We start from the raw sequence: 15,048 nt of genomic DNA, 5'->3' as shown, positions 1-15,048 counted from the left end.
CGCCCGATCGGCTGCCGGCCGTTGCGATCAGGGCGATCGCAACTCGTGAGATACCTCTGATTCAGAGGTATTCTGTCAGGGTGGAAGAAACGACCGACGCGGAACTCGCCCTCACGCTGGTCCGGGTGTTCGGCCGGTTCCGTCGGCAGTTGACCCGGTTGGCCGGGCGATCCTTCGAGCAGCCCGGCATCAGCGGGGCGCAGGCGGAGTTCCTGCGGCTCGTCGGCCGCAACCCCGGCATCTCGGTGAAGGCGGCCGCGGCCGAACTCGGACTGGTTCCCAACTCGGTGTCGACCTTCGTCACCGCGCTGGTCCAAGCCGAATTGCTGGTCCGCGAACCGGATCCGCAGGACCGGCGGGTCGGCCGGCTCAGCCTGCCACCGGCCGTGCAACGCACGGTCGACGAACGCCGGCAGGTCCGGCACACCGCCCTGGGTGCCGCGCTGGCCGAACTGACTCCACAGCAACGAACCGAACTGGAACGCGGTCTGGCCGTGGTCAGCGAACTGACCGACCGGCTGCACCGGCACGAACAGGGGAGTACCGCGTGAACGAACCCGTAGCGGCCGTGGAGTGTCACGGCCTCACCCATCGCTACGGCGAGCACACCGTCCTCGACCACCTCGACCTGCGCATCGAACGCGGCGAGGCGTTCGGGCTGCTCGGGCCCAACGGCGCGGGCAAGACCACCACCATCCGCCTGCTCGCCACCCTCACCCCGGTGCAGCAGGGCACGGTCCGCGTCTTCGGCTTCCCGGTCGGGCAGCGCGACACCGACATTCGCTACAACCTCGGGTACGTCCCGCAGCAGCTGTCCATCGAAGGCGCGCTGACCGGGCGGCAGAACGTGGCCTGGTTCGCGCGGCTGCTCGACGTGCCGCGCCGGGAACGGGCCGCCCGCGTCGACGAGGCACTCGACGCCATGGACCTGCTCGACGTCGCCGACCGGCCCGCCGCCGCCTATTCCGGCGGCATGGTCCGGCGCCTGGAACTCGCGCAGGCCCTGGTCAACCGCCCGGCGCTGCTGATCCTGGACGAACCCACCGTCGGCCTGGACCCGATCGCCCGCGACAGCGTCTGGGCCCGAGTGGCCCGGCTGCGTGCCGAATACGGCACCACGGTGCTGCTCACCACCCACTACATGGACGAGGCCGACGTGCTCTGCGATCGAATCGCATTGCTGCACAAGGGAGTACTGCGCGCGGTCGGCGCGCCCGCCGAACTGAAGGCCGCGATCGGACCCGACGCGACCCTCGAGGACGTGTTCCGCCACCACGCCGGAGCCGCCCTCACCGACGACAACGCCACCGAGGGAGGACTGACCGGTGTCCGCAACACCCGTCGAACCGCTCAGCGCGCCGGCTGAGTACCCGCCGCTGCGCCTGGCGCCTACCGGGCTCGCCCGGATCGGCGCCCTGGGCTCGAGCATCGCCACGTTCGCCCTGGTCGAGCTGCAGAAACTGCGCGCCGACCGCAGCGAACTGGTCACCCGGACCATCCAGCCCGCGCTGTGGCTGCTGATCTTCGGCACCACGTTCTCGCGGCTGCGCTCGATCCCCACCGGGTCCATGCCGTACCTGGACTTCCTGGCGCCGGGCATCATCGCGCAATCCGCGCTGTTCATCGCGATCTTCTACGGCATCCTGCTGATCTGGGACCGCGACGCCGGCATCCTCAACAAGCTCATGGTGACGCCGACCCCGCGCGCCGCCCTGATCACCGGCAAATGTTTCGCCGCCGGGGTCCGGGCGATCGCGCAGGTGCTGATCATCGTGGTGCTGGCGGTGCTGATGGGCGTGCACATCACCCCGAATCCGCTGAAACTGCTGGCCGCGATCCTCGCGGTCGTGCTGGGCACCTCGTTCTTCGCCTGCCTGTCCATGACGATCGCCGGGCTGGTGGTGAAGCGGGACCGCCTGATGGGTATCGGCCAGGCGATAATGATGCCGCTGTTCTTCGCCTCCAACGCGCTGTACCCGATCGCGGTCATGCCGGGCTGGCTGAAGGTGATCAGTCACGTGAATCCGCTCAGCTACGAGGTGGAGGCACTGCGCGGGCTCCTGGTCGGCGGCAGCTACCGGCTGGGGCTGGACCTGGGCGTGCTGACCGCGGCCGCCGCGATCGGAATCGCCTGCGCCGCATCGGTTCTGGGTCGCCTGACCCGATGAGAACGCGAGCCGCCACCGGGCGGCGGCGACCGCGGTCCCGCGACCGGCCGGAAAGAACGAGCCCGGACCGGGCGGCCTGCGCGCTCACCCTCCGCCGCCGCCTTCGGCCGCTGACCGGCCCAGGCTAGACTCTGCCGCGTGAGTACCGTCTACGACTGCTCCGATCCCGATTCCCGTGCCGCCGGCCTGACGGCCGCGCGCACCGCGCTGAAATCCGGACGGCTGGCCGTCATCCCGACCGACACGCTGTACGGCCTGGCGGCCGACGCGTTCGATTCCGCCGCGGTCGCCTCGCTGCTGGCCGCGAAGCGCCGCGGTCGCGATATGCCGGTGCCGGTACTGGTCGGATCCTGGACCACGATCGACGGGCTCGTGTTCTCGGTGCCGGGCAACGCCCGCGACCTGATCAGCGCGTTCTGGCCGGGCGGGCTCAGCCTGGTCGTGCAGCAGGCGCCGTCGCTGGCCTGGGACCTCGGTGACGCTCGCGGCACGGTGATGTTGCGCATGCCGTTGCACCCCATCGCACTCGAACTGCTGCGCGAGGTCGGCCCGCTGGCGGTGTCCAGCGCCAACGTCTCCGGACAGCCGCCCGCCACCACGGCCGCCGCGGCCCGCGACCAGCTCGGCGACCTGGTGAGCGTCTACCTCGACGGCGGTGTCGCAGAGCACGGCGTCGCCTCCACCATCGTGGATCTCACCGGCGACGTGCCGCGGATCCTGCGCGAGGGTGCCGTCACCACCGCGCAGATCTCGGAGGTGCTGGGGATCGATCCGGCGGACCTGTCCCCGCAGACCGCTCGGTGACGGCCTGCTAGATGTTCGACCACACGGCCGTACTGGCCCAACAGAACGCCGTGTTCAGTCAGGGCGCGGTGGTACCGCTGCGCGAGCTGATGCTCGTGCTGCTGGTATCGGCGGTGGTGACATTGCTGTCCACCGGCGGAGTCCGGGTGCTGGCCATCAAGGTCGGTGCCGTGGCCGTGCCACGGCAACGTGACGTGCACGTGAAGCCGATTCCGCGCTGGGGCGGCCTGGGCATGTACTTCGGTGTGATGGTGGCGGTGCTGTTCGCGCACCAGCTGCCCGCGCTGCGCCGCGGCTTCGAATTCGGTGCCGACATTCCCGCCGTGCTGATCGCGGGGACGATCATCGTGCTGGTCGGCATGATCGACGACCGCTGGGGGCTGGACGCGCTCACCAAACTGAGCGGTCAGGTGACCGCCGCCCTGGTCATGGCGTTGCTGGGCCTGAGCTGGGTGGTGATCTACAACCCGTTCAGCCAGACCACCGTCGTGCTCGACACGGTGCAGGGCGTGGTGGGGACCATCGCCTTCACGGTCGTGATGATCAACGCCATGAACTTCGTCGACGGCCTCGACGGACTGGCCGCCGGCCTGGGCTTGATCGCCAGTACCGCGGTCCTGGTGTTCACCATCGGCCTGCTCTACAGCCAGTCCGGTGACGTCAACACCTATCCGCCGGCGATGCTGGCCGCCGCGATGGCCGGCGCATGCCTGGGATTCCTGCCGCACAATTTCCATCCGGCGCGAATCTTCATGGGCGACACCGGTTCCATGCTGATCGGCCTGATGCTGGCCGCGTGTTCCACGGGCGCGTCGGGCCGGATCCCGCTCACCGGTTACGGTCCGCGCGACATCGTCGGCCTGCTCTCGCCGCTGCTGCTGGTGGGCGCGGTGATGTTCATTCCGGTGCTGGATCTCGTGCTGGCGGTGATCCGCCGGCTGCGCGCGGGCGTGAGTTTCTCGACGCCGGACAAGATGCACCTGCATCACCGGCTGCTGCAGATCGGTCATTCCCAGCGTCGCGTCGCGTTGTTGATCTATCTCTGGGTCGGTGTGCTGGCCTTCGGGGCGGTCGGCAGTTCGCTGATGGACCGGCGGGTGGTGTTGCTCATGTTCGGTGCCGGACTGATCGTCGCGCTGGTGGTCACCGCGGTGCCGGCGTTGCGGCGCCGGCCCGTCAAGGCACCGGCCGACGACGCCGAGCACGCGGCCTGACCCGGATGTGACGCCGCGGGCCGCCCGTTCCGGGCGAGATCGCGGTCGGTAGAGTTCGGGGCCGTGAGCACGTCTTCGCAGCAACCCGCACCCCGCACGGCCGCCGACGAGGCGCTGCGCGCCGCCCTGCGCTGGGGGATCGCGGGCCTGGTCGTGCTGGTGATCGTGGCGACCGTGGCCGGTGGGATCTTCGCCGGCGGGCCGGGCGTGTGGGGCGCGCTGATCGGTGCCGCAATCGGCGGGTTCTTCATTCTGACCACGGTCATGTTGGTGCTGTTCACCGCGAAATTGGATACCGGAATCCAGGGCATGGTGATGCTCGCCAGCTGGGTCGGCAAACTTCTGGTCGTGATGATCGTGGTTGCCGCGATCAAGCACTTCGATTTCTACAGCCGGCCGACCCTGTTCTGCACGGTTGTCGGTGCTCTGCTGATCGTCCTCGGCGCGGAGACTTACGGTCTGCTGCGGCAACGAGTTCCGATCGTCGATTTGCCTGTCGAGCCCACTGATCAAGATCGCTGAATCGAATTCCGGTACCCCCTACACGGTGTCGTAGATGGCTTGGTAAACTCTTTACCGTAAGCCGACGAGTCATGGGGTAGGTGCAAGGATCACCCCAGGGCAGGTTATGCTTGCAGCCGTGCCGGAGTCTCCGTGAGGACACTTCCGGCTCTGCACCGTCGACGATGTCGCCGACGTACAGACGCCACGGCGGGTTTCCCCGCGCAGCTGCTGACGAACATCGAGCCGACTCAGTCGACCCCCAGATCGTCAATGTCCGATCGAACCGCAAGCCACCCCGGGCTTGTGGCCCGAACACGGGAGAGAACGCTGAGCGTCAACGTACTGGCGGCCGATTTCACGCCGCCGTCACTGGATGACTTCTTCCCGAAGGCCGTGCTCTTCCAGGGGACGCCCTTCGAACTCGACCGCGTCATGCTGATTCGTATCCTGATGACGCTGGTGCTGTGCCTGGTGATGGTGGTCGCTTTCCGCGCTCCCAAGATCATTCCGCGTGGCCTGCAGAACGTCGCCGAGATCGGCGTGCAGTTCGTCCGTGAGCAGATCGCCGACGAGATCCTGGGCAAGGAATCCGGAAAGAAGTTCCTGCCGCTGCTGTCCACGATCTTCTTCGCGGTGCTGTTCATGAACCTGAGCAGTGTCATTCCCGGCCTGAACATCTCGCCGAACGCGCGAATCGGTATGCCGATCGTGCTCGCCGCAGTCGCCTACGTCGCATTCGTGGGCGTCGGTATCAAGAAGTACGGATTCTTCAGTTTCGTCCGCCACAGCACTGTGGTGCCGAATGTGCCGGCCGCCATGCACGTGATGCTGATCCCGATCGAGTTTCTCTCGACCTTCATCCTGCGGCCGTTCACGCTGACCGTCCGTCTCATGGCCAACATGCTGGCCGGGCACATCATGCTCGTGCTGTTCTTCAGCGCCACCAGCTTCTTCCTCCTCGACGCCGACGCGTCCTGGATGAAGGGTCTGTCGCCCTTCTCGCTGCTCGGTGGATTCGCCTTCACCCTCTTCGAGTTGCTGGTGATCTTCCTGCAGGCCTACGTCTTCACGCTGCTGACGGCCGTCTACATCGGCCAGTCGCAGCACGCCGACTCGCACTAGACCTCACGCACTACCGAACAAGAACTGCCCCACACGCTTCCGCGAGTGGGCAACAGAAAGGGAAGAAATCTCATGAGCCTCACTGCGGCTACCCAGTTCCTGGCCGATAACGTCACCACCACCTCCAAGGGTTACGGTGCCATCGGTTACGGTCTGGCCGCCATCGGCCCGGGTATCGGTATCGGCATCGTGGTCGGTAAGGCCATCGAGGGCATCGCCCGTCAGCCCGAGCTGGCCGGTCAGCTGCGGACCAACATGTTCCTGGGTATCGCCTTCACCGAGGCGCTGGCCCTGATCGGTATCGTCGCCGGCTTCATCTTCTGATGACGATGACCGCCATGACTTTGCTCGCCGAAGGCAGCGACCACAACCCGCTCATTCCCGAGTCCTACGACTTGGTCTGGTCGGCCGTCTGCTTCGTGATCATCGCCGCGGTCTTCTACAAGTACGTCATTCCGCGCCTCACCCAGGTGTTGAACGAGCGTTCGGAGAAGATCGAGGGCGGTATCGCCAACGCCGAGGCCGCGCAGGCCGAGGCGCAGGAGACGCTGCAGCAGTACCAGCAGCAGCTGGCCGACGCCCGCCTGGAAGCCGCGCGCATCCGGGAAGAGGCACGCACCCAGGGTCAGCAGATCCTGGCTCAGCTCCGTTCCGAGGCTCAGGCCGAGGCGGACCGCATCGTGGCCGCCGGCCACACCCAGCTCGAGGCCCAGCGCCAGCAGATCGTGACCGAGCTGCGGTCGCAGGTCGGCCGGACCGCTGTCGACCTGGCCGAGAAGATCATCGGCCAGTCCGTGTCGGATCAGGCCAAGCAGGCCGCGTCTATCGACCGGTTCCTCGCGGAACTGGACGAGCAGGCCGGCATCGGGGTCGGAAGGTAACCACTGTGCGAAGCATGTACGCAGCGAGCCGTGAGGCGAGTTCCCGTGCGCGGGAGGCTCTTTCGGCCGCTCTGACCGGAAGTGACACCGTCGCCGCGGCGACGGGTTCCGAACTGTTCGCCGTTGTCGCCGTCCTCGACGACCAGCGTTCGCTGCGTGTAGCGCTCGCGGACAAGTCGGTGTCGAGTTCGGCGCGCGCCGAACTCGCCGAACGTGTCTTCGGCGGCAAGGTCAGCGCGGCCACCCAGGCCGTGCTGACCACCGCGGTGGCGCAGGACTGGTCCCGGACCCGGGACCTGGTCGACACGCTGGAGCTGCTCGGACGGGAGGCGCTACTGCGCGCCGCCGCCGACCGTGGCCGCATCACCGCTGTCGAGGACGAGCTCTTCCGGCTCGGCCGCATCATCGAGGACAACCCGGACCTCGAGCAGTCCCTGGCCGATCGCGGCAAGCCCGCGGACGCCAAGCGCGCGCTGGTCGCGCGCCTGCTCGCCGGGAAGGTCGAGGACGTTACCGCGCAACTCGTCGAACAGGCCGTCACGCGGTCGCACGGCGACGTGAGCGTGGTCTTCGATCACCTGTCCGACCTGGCGGCGTCGCTGCGCAAGCAGATCGTCGCGCACGTGCGTGCCGCGATCGACCTGACACCGCAGCAGCGGGAGAGCCTGGCCGGCTCGCTGCAGCGCCTCTACGACCGGCCGATCACGGTGCACGTTCAGGTGGACCCGAGCCTGCTGGCAGGCGTTGTCGTCCGAGTGGGCGACGACGTCATCGACGGCAGCGCACTGGGCCGGTTGCAGCGCCTGCGCCAGACCCTGGCCTGACCGGCCTACCACCCCGACATTCCAGACCACAGCGAGAGCAGGAACAACATGGCGGAGCTGACGATCTCCCCCGATGAGATCCGTAGCGCTATCGAGAGCTACACCCAGGCCTACACCCCCGAGACCTCCATCGAAGAGATCGGTGTCGTCACCGACACCGGCGACGGCATCGCCCACATCAGTGGCCTGCCCTCCGCGATGGCCAACGAACTGCTCGAGTTCCCCGGCGGCGTCCTCGGCGTCGCGCTGAACCTCGAGGACACCGAGATCGGTGCGGTCATCCTGGGTGAGTTCGACACCATCGAGGAGGGCCAGCAGGTCCGCCGCACCGGCGACGTGCTCTCGGTTCCCGTCGGTGACAACTTCCTGGGCCGCGTGGTCAACCCGCTGGGTCAGGCGATCGACGGCCTCGGCGAGATCGTCGCCGACGAGCGTCGCGTGCTCGAGCTGCAGGCCGCCACCGTGCTGGAGCGCCAGCCGGTCGAGGAGCCGATGGCCACCGGTATCACCGCCATCGACGCCCTGACCGCCATCGGCCGTGGTCAGCGTCAGCTGGTCATCGGTGACCGTAAGACCGGTAAGACCGCGGTCTGCGTCGACACCATCCTGAACCAGAAGGCGAACTGGGCCACCGGTGACCCGTCGAAGCAGGTGCGCTGCATCTACGTCGCGATCGGTCAGAAGGGTTCCACCATCGCCGGCGTGAAGGCCGCCCTCGAGGCGCACGGCGCGATGGAGTACACCACCATCGTCGCGGCCCCGGCCTCCGACTCGGCCGGTTTCAAGTGGCTGGCCCCCTACACCGGTTCGGCCATCGGCCAGCACTGGATGTACCAGGGCAAGCACGTCCTGATCGTGTTCGACGACCTGACCAAGCAGGCCGAGGCGTACCGCGCGATCTCGCTGCTGCTGCGTCGCCCGCCGGGCCGCGAGGCGTACCCGGGTGACGTCTTCTACCTGCACTCCCGTCTGCTGGAGCGTTGCGCGAAGCTGTCCGACGCGATGGGCGCGGGCTCGATGACCGGTCTGCCGATCATCGAGACCAAGGCCAACGACGTCTCGGCGTTCATCCCGACCAACGTCATCTCGATCACCGACGGTCAGGTCTTCCTCGAGTCCGACCTGTTCAACAAGGGTGTCCGCCCGGCGATCAACGTCGGTACCTCGGTCTCCCGTGTCGGTGGTGCCGCGCAGACCAAGGGCATGAAGGCGGTCGCCGGTTCGCTGCGTCTGGAGATGGCTTCCTTCCGTGAGCTGGAGGCGTTCTCCGCCTTCGCCTCCGACCTGGACGCCGCCTCGCTGGCGCAGCTGGAGCGCGGTGCCCGCTGGGTCGAGCTGCTCAAGCAGGACCAGTACGCCCCGGTCGCCGTCGAGGACCAGATCGTCTCGATCTTCCTGGTCGACGCCGGCTACTACGACTCGGTCCCGGTCGAGGACATCCGCAAGTTCAATACCGAACTGCTCGAGCACCTGCACCGCACCGCGGCGTCGGCTTTCGTCGCGATCGCCGGTGGCAAGGTCCTCAAGGACGACGCCGCCGAGGACATCAAGACGCAGACCGAGGCGTTCAAGCAGGGCTTCCTGACGTCGGAGGGCAAGCCCGTCGTCGAGGCCGAGGCCGGCCCGCTCGACCACGAAGAGGTCGAGTCGGTTTCGGTGTCGCGCAAGCACGTCGAGAAGTGATCGGCCGTATCTGATGCGAGCAATCACTGAGAACGAGCGAATGAAGGGAGAGTGACATGGCAAGTGTGCGTGAACTTCGCTCCCGCATTCGTTCGGTGAGTTCGATCAAGAAGATCACCAAGGCTCAGGAGCTGATCGCGACCTCGCGTATCTCCAAGGCTCAGGCCCGCGTCGCCGCGGCCAAGCCGTACGCCGAGGAGATCACCAAGGTCCTGAGTGAGCTGGCCTCCGCCTCGGCGAACCTGAACCACCCGCTGCTGACCGAGCGGCCGAACGCCCGTCGTGCCGCGGTCCTGGTCATCACCAGTGACCGCGGGATGTGTGGTGGTTACAACTCCAACGTGCTCAAGCGCACCGAGGAGCTGCTGACCACCCTGCGCAGCGAGGGCAAGGAGCCCCTGCTGTACGTGATGGGTGCCAAGGGCCTGACGTACTACACCTTCCGCAAGCGGTCGGTGCAGACGGCGTGGACCGGCTTCTCGCAGCAGCCGAACTACACCGATGCGTCGGGTGCGTGCAACCACCTGGTGGAGGCCTTCATGGCCGGCTCGGAGGGTGAGGTCGCGGCGCCGAACGGGGTCGGGACGATGGAGGGTGTGGACGAGCTCCACATCGTCTACACCCGCTTCGTGTCGATGCTGTCGCAGCAGCCTGAGGTTCGCCGCCTGGCTCCGATCCAGGTCACCTACGTGGACGAGAACTTCAAGCAGGGTGAGGACGCGTTCTCGGATTCTCCGGACGCCGACGTGCACCCGCTCTACGAGTTCGAGCCCGACGCGGAGAAGCTGCTGGGCTCGCTGCTGCCGAAGTATGTCAGCGCCCGGATCTACTCCTCGCTGCTGGAGGCCGCCGCCTCCGAGTCGGCCGCGCGCCGTACCGCCATGAAGGCGGCCACGGACAACGCCAACGAGATGCAGCGCAACCTGACGCGTATCGCGAACTCGTTGCGGCAGGCGCAGATCACGCAGGAAATCACGGAAATCGTCGGTGGCGCGAACGCGCTGGCGGCGGAGTCGGACTAGCCCCCAGCCCATTACTCGGAGAGAAATAATGACCTCTGCTGTCACTACTGAAAACACGAGCCGGGCGGGCGCTGGCACTGGCCGCGTCGCCCGGGTCATCGGCCCCGTCGTCGACATCGAGTTCCCGCGGGGCTCGATTCCCGAGCTGTACAACGCGCTGCACGCCGACATCGTGCTGCCGTCGGTCGCCAAGACCCTGACCCTCGAGGTCGCTCAGCACCTGGGCGACAACATCGTTCGCACCATCTCCATGCAGCCGACCGACGGTCTGGTGCGTGGCGTCGAGGTGCGCGACACCGGCAAGCCGATCTCGGTGCCCGTCGGTGACGTCGTCAAGGGCCACGTGTTCAACGCCCTCGGCGACTGCCTCGACACCCCCGGCCTGGGCCGCGACGGCGAGCAGTGGGGCATCCACCGCCAGCCGCCCGCCTTCGACCAGCTCGAGGGTAAGACCGAGATCCTGGAGACCGGTGTCAAGGTCATCGACCTGCTGACCCCGTACGTCAAGGGTGGAAAGATCGGTCTGTTCGGTGGTGCCGGTGTCGGCAAGACCGTTCTGATCCAGGAGATGATCACCCGTATCGCGCGTGAGTTCTCCGGTACGTCGGTGTTCGCCGGCGTCGGTGAGCGCACGCGTGAGGGCACCGACCTGCACCTGGAAATGGAAGAGATGGGCGTCCTCCAGGACACCGCCCTCGTCTTCGGCCAGATGGACGAGCCGCCGGGGACGCGTATGCGCGTCGCCCTCTCGGCCCTGACCATGGCCGAGTACTTCCGTGACGTGCAGAACCAGGACGTGCTGCTCTTCATCGACAACATCTTCCGGTTCACCCAGGCCGGTTCCGAGGTCTCGACCCTGCTGGGTCGTATGCCCTCGGCCGTCGGTTACCAGCCGACCCTGGCCGACGAGATGGGTCAGCTGCAGGAGCGGATCACCTCGACCCGTGGTCGTTCGATCACCTCGATGCAGGCGATCTACGTTCCCGCCGACGACTACACCGACCCGGCGCCGGCGACCACCTTCGCCCACCTGGACGCGACGACCGAGCTTTCCCGCCCGATCTCGCAGAAGGGTATCTACCCCGCCGTCGACCCGCTGACCTCGACTTCTCGGATCCTCGAGGCTTCGATCGTCGGTGACCGGCACTTCCAGGTGGCCAACGAGGTCAAGCGGATCCTGCAGAAGTACAAGGAGCTGCAGGACATCATCGCCATCCTCGGTATGGACGAGCTCTCCGAAGGCGACAAGGTCCTCGTCGGCCGTGCGCGCCGGCTGGAGAAGTTCCTCGGCCAGAACTTCATCGTGGCCGAGAAGTTCACCGGTCAGCCGGGTTCGGTCGTGCCGCTGGAGCAGACCATCGACGACTTCGACCGCGTCTGCAAGGGCGAGTTCGACCACCTGCCCGAGCAGGCGTTCAACTCCTGCGGTGGCCTGGACGACGTCGAGGCTGCTGCCAAGAAGATCGCCGGAAAGTAGTCCACCATGGCTGAGATGTCAGTGGACCTGGTCGCCATCGAGCGGCGGTTGTGGTCGGGGCAGGCGAGTTTCGTCCGCGCCCAGACCACCGAGGGTGAGATCGGTATCCTGCCCGGGCACGAGCCCGTGCTGGGTCAGCTGGTCGAGGGTGGCACGGTGACGATCGTCAGCACCGACGACGAGCGCATCGTCGCCGCGGTGCACGGCGGTTTCTTCTCCGTGACCGCGACCACCGTGCGGATCCTGGCCGAGACAGCCGATTTCGCGCAGGATGTGGACGTCGCCGCCGAGCAGGCCGTGCTGGCCGAGGGGGCGGCGTCCGACGAGCGGCGCGTGCTCGCGGCTCGCGGCCGCCTGCGGGCGGTGGACGCGGCGAAGGCGTAATCGCGCCGTAGCCGACGATATTCACGAACACGACCGGCGGTCTCCCAGTGGGGAGGCCGCCGGTCGTGCTTTTCCTTTCCGGATGGGCGGGCCGCGGTTACCATCGAGTACGGGCCCGAGATCGAACCGCGGGCGCGGCGTTCCGGGCAAAGGTTTGTAGACTCGCCCGAAAGTCGCTTTGTTCGGGATGGCACGGCGCTTTTGCGACAGCACAGGGGCTTAGCGAAGGGACGGACCTGGATTGCAGACCGGGATGGTGCTTCTGATCATTCTGGTGTTGCTGCTCGTGGCCCTGGCGTTGGTGTCGATATACCGCTTCATGATGCTGCGTCGTGGTGGCACCGCGGCGCTGTTGCGGGTACTACCTGCCAATGGTGGCCAGGGTTGGCGGCACGGATTGATCCGCTACGGGGAAGATCGTTTGGTCTTCTTCAAATTGACGAGCCTGCGCCTGGGTGCCGACGCGACGATACGCCGGCTGGGCACCGAGGTCGGTGTCCGCCGCACCCCGATCGGCGACGAACACGACATCATGACCGACGGGATCGTCGTGCTGGCGATCACCGACGGGGACGCGCACTACGAGCTCGCGCTCGACCGCGGCGCGCTGGCCGCGTTCCAGTCCTGGGTGGAGTCGCGCCCCTCCGAACGGATCCGCCGGCGGCCGGTGTGATCGCGACACGAAGGTGAGCAGCCGATCATGAGTGTGCATTTGACCCGGATCTATACCCGGACCGGGGACGACGGCACCACCGGGCTGAGCGACTTCTCCCGGGTGTCCAAGACCGACCCGCGGCTGATCGCGTATGCCGACTGTGACGAGGCGAATGCCGCGCTGGGTGTGGCGGTCGCGCTGGGCGACCCGGCGCCGGCGCTGCTGGCGGTATTGCGCCAGGTGCAGAACGACCTTTTCGACGCGGGCGCCGATCTGTCCACGCCGGTCGTGGCCGAGCCGAAGTATCCGCCGCTGCGGATCACCCAGGCCTATATCGACCGCCTCGAAGGTTGGTGCGACGAGTTCAATTCCGAACTGGCGCCGCTGAATTCGTTCATCCTGCCCGGTGGCACGCCGCTCGCGGCGCTGCTGCACACCGCACGCACGGTGGTGCGCCGCGCCGAACGGGCGGCGTGGGCCGCGGTCGAGGCGCACCCCGACGACACCTCGGTGCTGCCGGCCAAATACCTGAATCGCCTGTCGGATCTGCTGTTCATTCTGGGTCGGGTCGCCAACCCCGGCGGTGATGTGCTGTGGCAGCCGGGTGCGGGTGGCGCAACAGACCCGGGTGGAGAGTCCGCGATCGCCGACCCGGACCACTAGGCTGACCCCCGTGAGTGAACGGTTTCTGGTGACCGGGGGAAGTCGGCTGGTCGGTGAGGTCACTGTGGGCGGTGCCAAGAACAGCGTGCTCAAGCTGATGGCAGCCGCCCTGCTGGCCGAGGGCACGACGGTCATCACCAACTGCCCCGACATCCTCGACGTACCCCTGATGGGTGACGTCCTGCGCGGCCTTGGTTGTGACGTCCGGATCGACGGCACCGAGGTGGCGATCACGACGCCCGCCGAGCCCGAGTTCCACGCGGATTTCCCGGCGGTGACCCAGTTCCGGGCGTCGGTGTGTGTGCTCGGCCCGTTGATGGCGCGGTGCAAGCGCGCGGTGGTGGCGTTGCCCGGTGGCGATGCGATCGGTTCGCGTCCGCTGGACATGCATCAGGCCGGGCTGCGGTTGCTGGGCGCGACCAGCGAGATCGAGCACGGCTGCCTGGTGGCGCGCGCCGAGAAGCTGGAGGGCGCGCGGATCCGGCTCGACTTCCCGTCGGTGGGCGCGACCGAGAACATCCTGATGGCCGCGGTGCTCGCCGAGGGCGAGACCGTGATCGACAACGCCGCCCGCGAGCCGGAGATCGTCGACCTGTGCACGATGCTCAACGAGATGGGCGCGCGCATCCAGGGCGCCGGCACCTCGGTGCTGACCATCTCCGGGGTGTCGAAGCTGTCGCCGACCACGCACCGGGTGATCGGCGACCGGATCGTCGGCGCCACCTGGGGGATCGCCGCGGCGATGACCATGGGCGACGTGACCGTGCAGGGCGTGAACCCGTCGCACCTGTCCCTGGTGCTGGACAAGCTGCGCTCGGCCGGCGCGCGGATCTCGTTCGAGGCCGAGGGTTTCCGGGTCGTGCAGGCGGAACGCCCACGCGCGGTGAACTTCTCGACGCTGCCGTACCCGGGGTTCCCGACCGACCTGCAGCCGATGGCGATCGGCCTGGCGACCATCGCCGAGGGCACCTCGATGATCACCGAGAACGTCTTCGAGGCGCGCTTCCGGTTCGTCGAGGAGATGATCCGGTTGGGTGCCGACGCACGCACCGACGGGCATCACGCTGTGGTGCGCGGTATTCCGCGGTTGTCGAGTGCGCCGGTGTGGTCGTCGGACATCCGCGCCGGCGCCGGCCTGGTGCTGGCCGGTCTGGTCGCCGACGGGGTGACCGAAGTGCACGATGTCTTCCACATCGACCGGGGCTATCCGGATTTCGTGGAGAGTCTGCGCGGACTCGGTGCGGATGTGGAGCGAGTCGGCGCTGCGGTGAAGGCGGGGTAAACACGCTGTGACCAGCCGATTTGACTTCTGATCAATGCCTGCGTAACTTTATCCAAGTCAGAGCGACACGGACACCAACCCGGGGCCAGCGGCCAAGGGAAACGAGGTAGGACGAAGAGCGCCTGACGATCACACTGGTTCAGCTGGTAGAGCACCGATTTGGTTCGGAGCGAGCCGCTGAGCTAAGCTTTGGAAGTTGCCTCACCGATCTACCGGATTCACTCCGGCGAGATGGTGTGTGCGTGTGTTCTTTGAGAACTCAACAGTGTGTCGATGAATGTCAGTGCCAATAATTTATTGGTTCCGATACCTTTCACCCCCGTGAGGGTGTCGGACATTTAGTCAGCAAATACTTTTGCTGGCGT

General features: G+C 67.0%; 17 protein-coding genes. All 17 read left to right on the top strand.

Translation table 11 applies throughout. The features are described 5' to 3' along the window. Positions 1 to 80: 80 nt before the first annotated feature. Positions 81 to 551: a MarR family winged helix-turn-helix transcriptional regulator gene (locus tag EBN03_RS15645; RefSeq protein WP_122188784.1), complete on the top strand. Its 471-nt coding sequence runs from the start codon at positions 81 to 83 to the stop codon at positions 549 to 551. Next, positions 548 to 1,366 carry an ABC transporter ATP-binding protein gene (locus EBN03_RS15640; protein WP_122188783.1) on the top strand — a complete coding sequence of 273 codons (819 nt, stop codon included), beginning with the start codon at positions 548 to 550 and terminating at the stop codon, positions 1,364 to 1,366. Before EBN03_RS15645 ends, EBN03_RS15640 begins: the two co-directional genes overlap by 4 nt. Then, the gene (locus EBN03_RS15635) at positions 1,326 to 2,168 is read left to right on the top strand and encodes an ABC transporter permease (RefSeq protein WP_122188782.1); all 843 of its coding nucleotides are present in this window, start codon (positions 1,326 to 1,328) and stop codon (positions 2,166 to 2,168) included. The genes EBN03_RS15640 and EBN03_RS15635 overlap by 41 nt, the downstream gene beginning before the upstream one ends. A 138-nt stretch (positions 2,169 to 2,306) precedes the next feature. Further along, on the top strand, positions 2,307 to 2,972 hold the full coding sequence (locus EBN03_RS15630; RefSeq protein ID WP_122188781.1) for an L-threonylcarbamoyladenylate synthase: 666 nt from the start codon (positions 2,307 to 2,309) through the stop codon (positions 2,970 to 2,972). An 11-nt stretch (positions 2,973 to 2,983) separates the two neighbouring features. After that, on the top strand, positions 2,984 to 4,186 hold the full coding sequence (locus tag EBN03_RS15625) for an MraY family glycosyltransferase (RefSeq protein WP_122188780.1): 1,203 nt from the start codon (positions 2,984 to 2,986) through the stop codon (positions 4,184 to 4,186). A gap of 63 nt (positions 4,187 to 4,249) precedes the next feature. Further along, on the top strand, positions 4,250 to 4,708 hold the full coding sequence (locus tag EBN03_RS15620; RefSeq protein ID WP_199742798.1) for a hypothetical protein: 459 nt from the start codon (positions 4,250 to 4,252) through the stop codon (positions 4,706 to 4,708). A gap of 252 nt (positions 4,709 to 4,960) precedes the next feature. Next, positions 4,961 to 5,812: a F0F1 ATP synthase subunit A gene (atpB, locus tag EBN03_RS15615; RefSeq protein ID WP_199742797.1), complete on the top strand. Its 852-nt coding sequence runs from the start codon at positions 4,961 to 4,963 to the stop codon at positions 5,810 to 5,812. Positions 5,813 to 5,884: 72 nt separating this feature from the next. Beyond that, entirely contained in the window at positions 5,885 to 6,136 is a 252-nt protein-coding gene (locus EBN03_RS15610) for an ATP synthase F0 subunit C (RefSeq protein ID WP_122188779.1), read from the top strand. Then, positions 6,136 to 6,693: a F0F1 ATP synthase subunit B gene (locus EBN03_RS15605; RefSeq protein WP_122188778.1), complete on the top strand. Its 558-nt coding sequence runs from the start codon at positions 6,136 to 6,138 to the stop codon at positions 6,691 to 6,693. Before EBN03_RS15610 ends, EBN03_RS15605 begins: the two co-directional genes overlap by 1 nt. Before the next feature lie 14 nt (positions 6,694 to 6,707). Further along, positions 6,708 to 7,517 carry a F0F1 ATP synthase subunit delta gene (locus tag EBN03_RS15600; RefSeq protein WP_122188777.1) on the top strand — a complete coding sequence of 270 codons (810 nt, stop codon included), beginning with the start codon at positions 6,708 to 6,710 and terminating at the stop codon, positions 7,515 to 7,517. A gap of 48 nt (positions 7,518 to 7,565) precedes the next feature. After that, positions 7,566 to 9,200: a F0F1 ATP synthase subunit alpha gene (gene atpA / locus EBN03_RS15595; protein WP_122188776.1), complete on the top strand. Its 1,635-nt coding sequence runs from the start codon at positions 7,566 to 7,568 to the stop codon at positions 9,198 to 9,200. Positions 9,201 to 9,256: 56 nt separating this feature from the next. Continuing rightward, positions 9,257 to 10,222 carry a F0F1 ATP synthase subunit gamma gene (locus EBN03_RS15590; protein WP_122188775.1) on the top strand — a complete coding sequence of 322 codons (966 nt, stop codon included), beginning with the start codon at positions 9,257 to 9,259 and terminating at the stop codon, positions 10,220 to 10,222. A 28-nt stretch (positions 10,223 to 10,250) separates the two neighbouring features. After that, on the top strand, positions 10,251 to 11,699 hold the full coding sequence (gene atpD / locus EBN03_RS15585; protein ID WP_122188774.1) for a F0F1 ATP synthase subunit beta: 1,449 nt from the start codon (positions 10,251 to 10,253) through the stop codon (positions 11,697 to 11,699). A 6-nt stretch (positions 11,700 to 11,705) separates the two neighbouring features. After that, a complete protein-coding gene (locus tag EBN03_RS15580; RefSeq protein WP_122188773.1) occupies positions 11,706 to 12,083 on the top strand; it encodes a F0F1 ATP synthase subunit epsilon in 378 nt (125 codons plus the stop codon). A gap of 253 nt (positions 12,084 to 12,336) precedes the next feature. After that, positions 12,337 to 12,756 (top strand): DUF2550 domain-containing protein, encoded by a 420-nt coding sequence (locus tag EBN03_RS15575; protein ID WP_199742795.1) that lies wholly within the window; start codon positions 12,337 to 12,339, stop codon positions 12,754 to 12,756. Between the two features lie 27 nt (positions 12,757 to 12,783). Beyond that, the gene (locus tag EBN03_RS15570; RefSeq protein ID WP_122188771.1) at positions 12,784 to 13,401 is read left to right on the top strand and encodes a cob(I)yrinic acid a,c-diamide adenosyltransferase; all 618 of its coding nucleotides are present in this window, start codon (positions 12,784 to 12,786) and stop codon (positions 13,399 to 13,401) included. 10 nt (positions 13,402 to 13,411) lie between these two features. Continuing rightward, complete coding sequence (gene murA, locus EBN03_RS15565) at positions 13,412 to 14,683, top strand: UDP-N-acetylglucosamine 1-carboxyvinyltransferase (RefSeq protein ID WP_122188770.1); 1,272 nt, start codon at positions 13,412 to 13,414, stop codon at positions 14,681 to 14,683. Positions 14,684 to 15,048 lie beyond the last annotated feature (365 nt).

Origin of the sequence: Nocardia stercoris (genome assembly GCF_003696265.1) — a bacterium.
Taxonomy (GTDB): domain Bacteria; phylum Actinomycetota; class Actinomycetes; order Mycobacteriales; family Mycobacteriaceae; genus Nocardia; species Nocardia stercoris.
This window is presented reverse-complemented; position numbering and strand designations above follow the sequence as displayed.

Bases quoted from the DNA above. Each gene is read 5' to 3' on its own strand.
- EBN03_RS15610 (WP_122188779.1), top strand. From the start codon at position 5,885: ATGAGCCTCACTGCGGCTACCCAGTTCCTGGCCGATAACGTCACCACC.
- atpB (WP_199742797.1), top strand. From the start codon at position 4,961: ATGTCCGATCGAACCGCAAGCCACCCCGGGCTTGTGGCCCGAACACGG.
- EBN03_RS15605 (WP_122188778.1), top strand. From the start codon at position 6,136: ATGACGATGACCGCCATGACTTTGCTCGCCGAAGGCAGCGACCACAAC.
- EBN03_RS15570 (WP_122188771.1), top strand. From the start codon at position 12,784: ATGAGTGTGCATTTGACCCGGATCTATACCCGGACCGGGGACGACGGC.
- EBN03_RS15600 (WP_122188777.1), top strand. From the start codon at position 6,708: ATGTACGCAGCGAGCCGTGAGGCGAGTTCCCGTGCGCGGGAGGCTCTT.
- EBN03_RS15580 (WP_122188773.1), top strand. From the start codon at position 11,706: ATGGCTGAGATGTCAGTGGACCTGGTCGCCATCGAGCGGCGGTTGTGG.
- EBN03_RS15625 (WP_122188780.1), top strand. From the start codon at position 2,984: ATGTTCGACCACACGGCCGTACTGGCCCAACAGAACGCCGTGTTCAGT.
- EBN03_RS15575 (WP_199742795.1), top strand. From the start codon at position 12,337: ATGGTGCTTCTGATCATTCTGGTGTTGCTGCTCGTGGCCCTGGCGTTG.
- atpA (WP_122188776.1), top strand. From the start codon at position 7,566: ATGGCGGAGCTGACGATCTCCCCCGATGAGATCCGTAGCGCTATCGAG.
- atpD (WP_122188774.1), top strand. From the start codon at position 10,251: ATGACCTCTGCTGTCACTACTGAAAACACGAGCCGGGCGGGCGCTGGC.
- EBN03_RS15590 (WP_122188775.1), top strand. From the start codon at position 9,257: ATGGCAAGTGTGCGTGAACTTCGCTCCCGCATTCGTTCGGTGAGTTCG.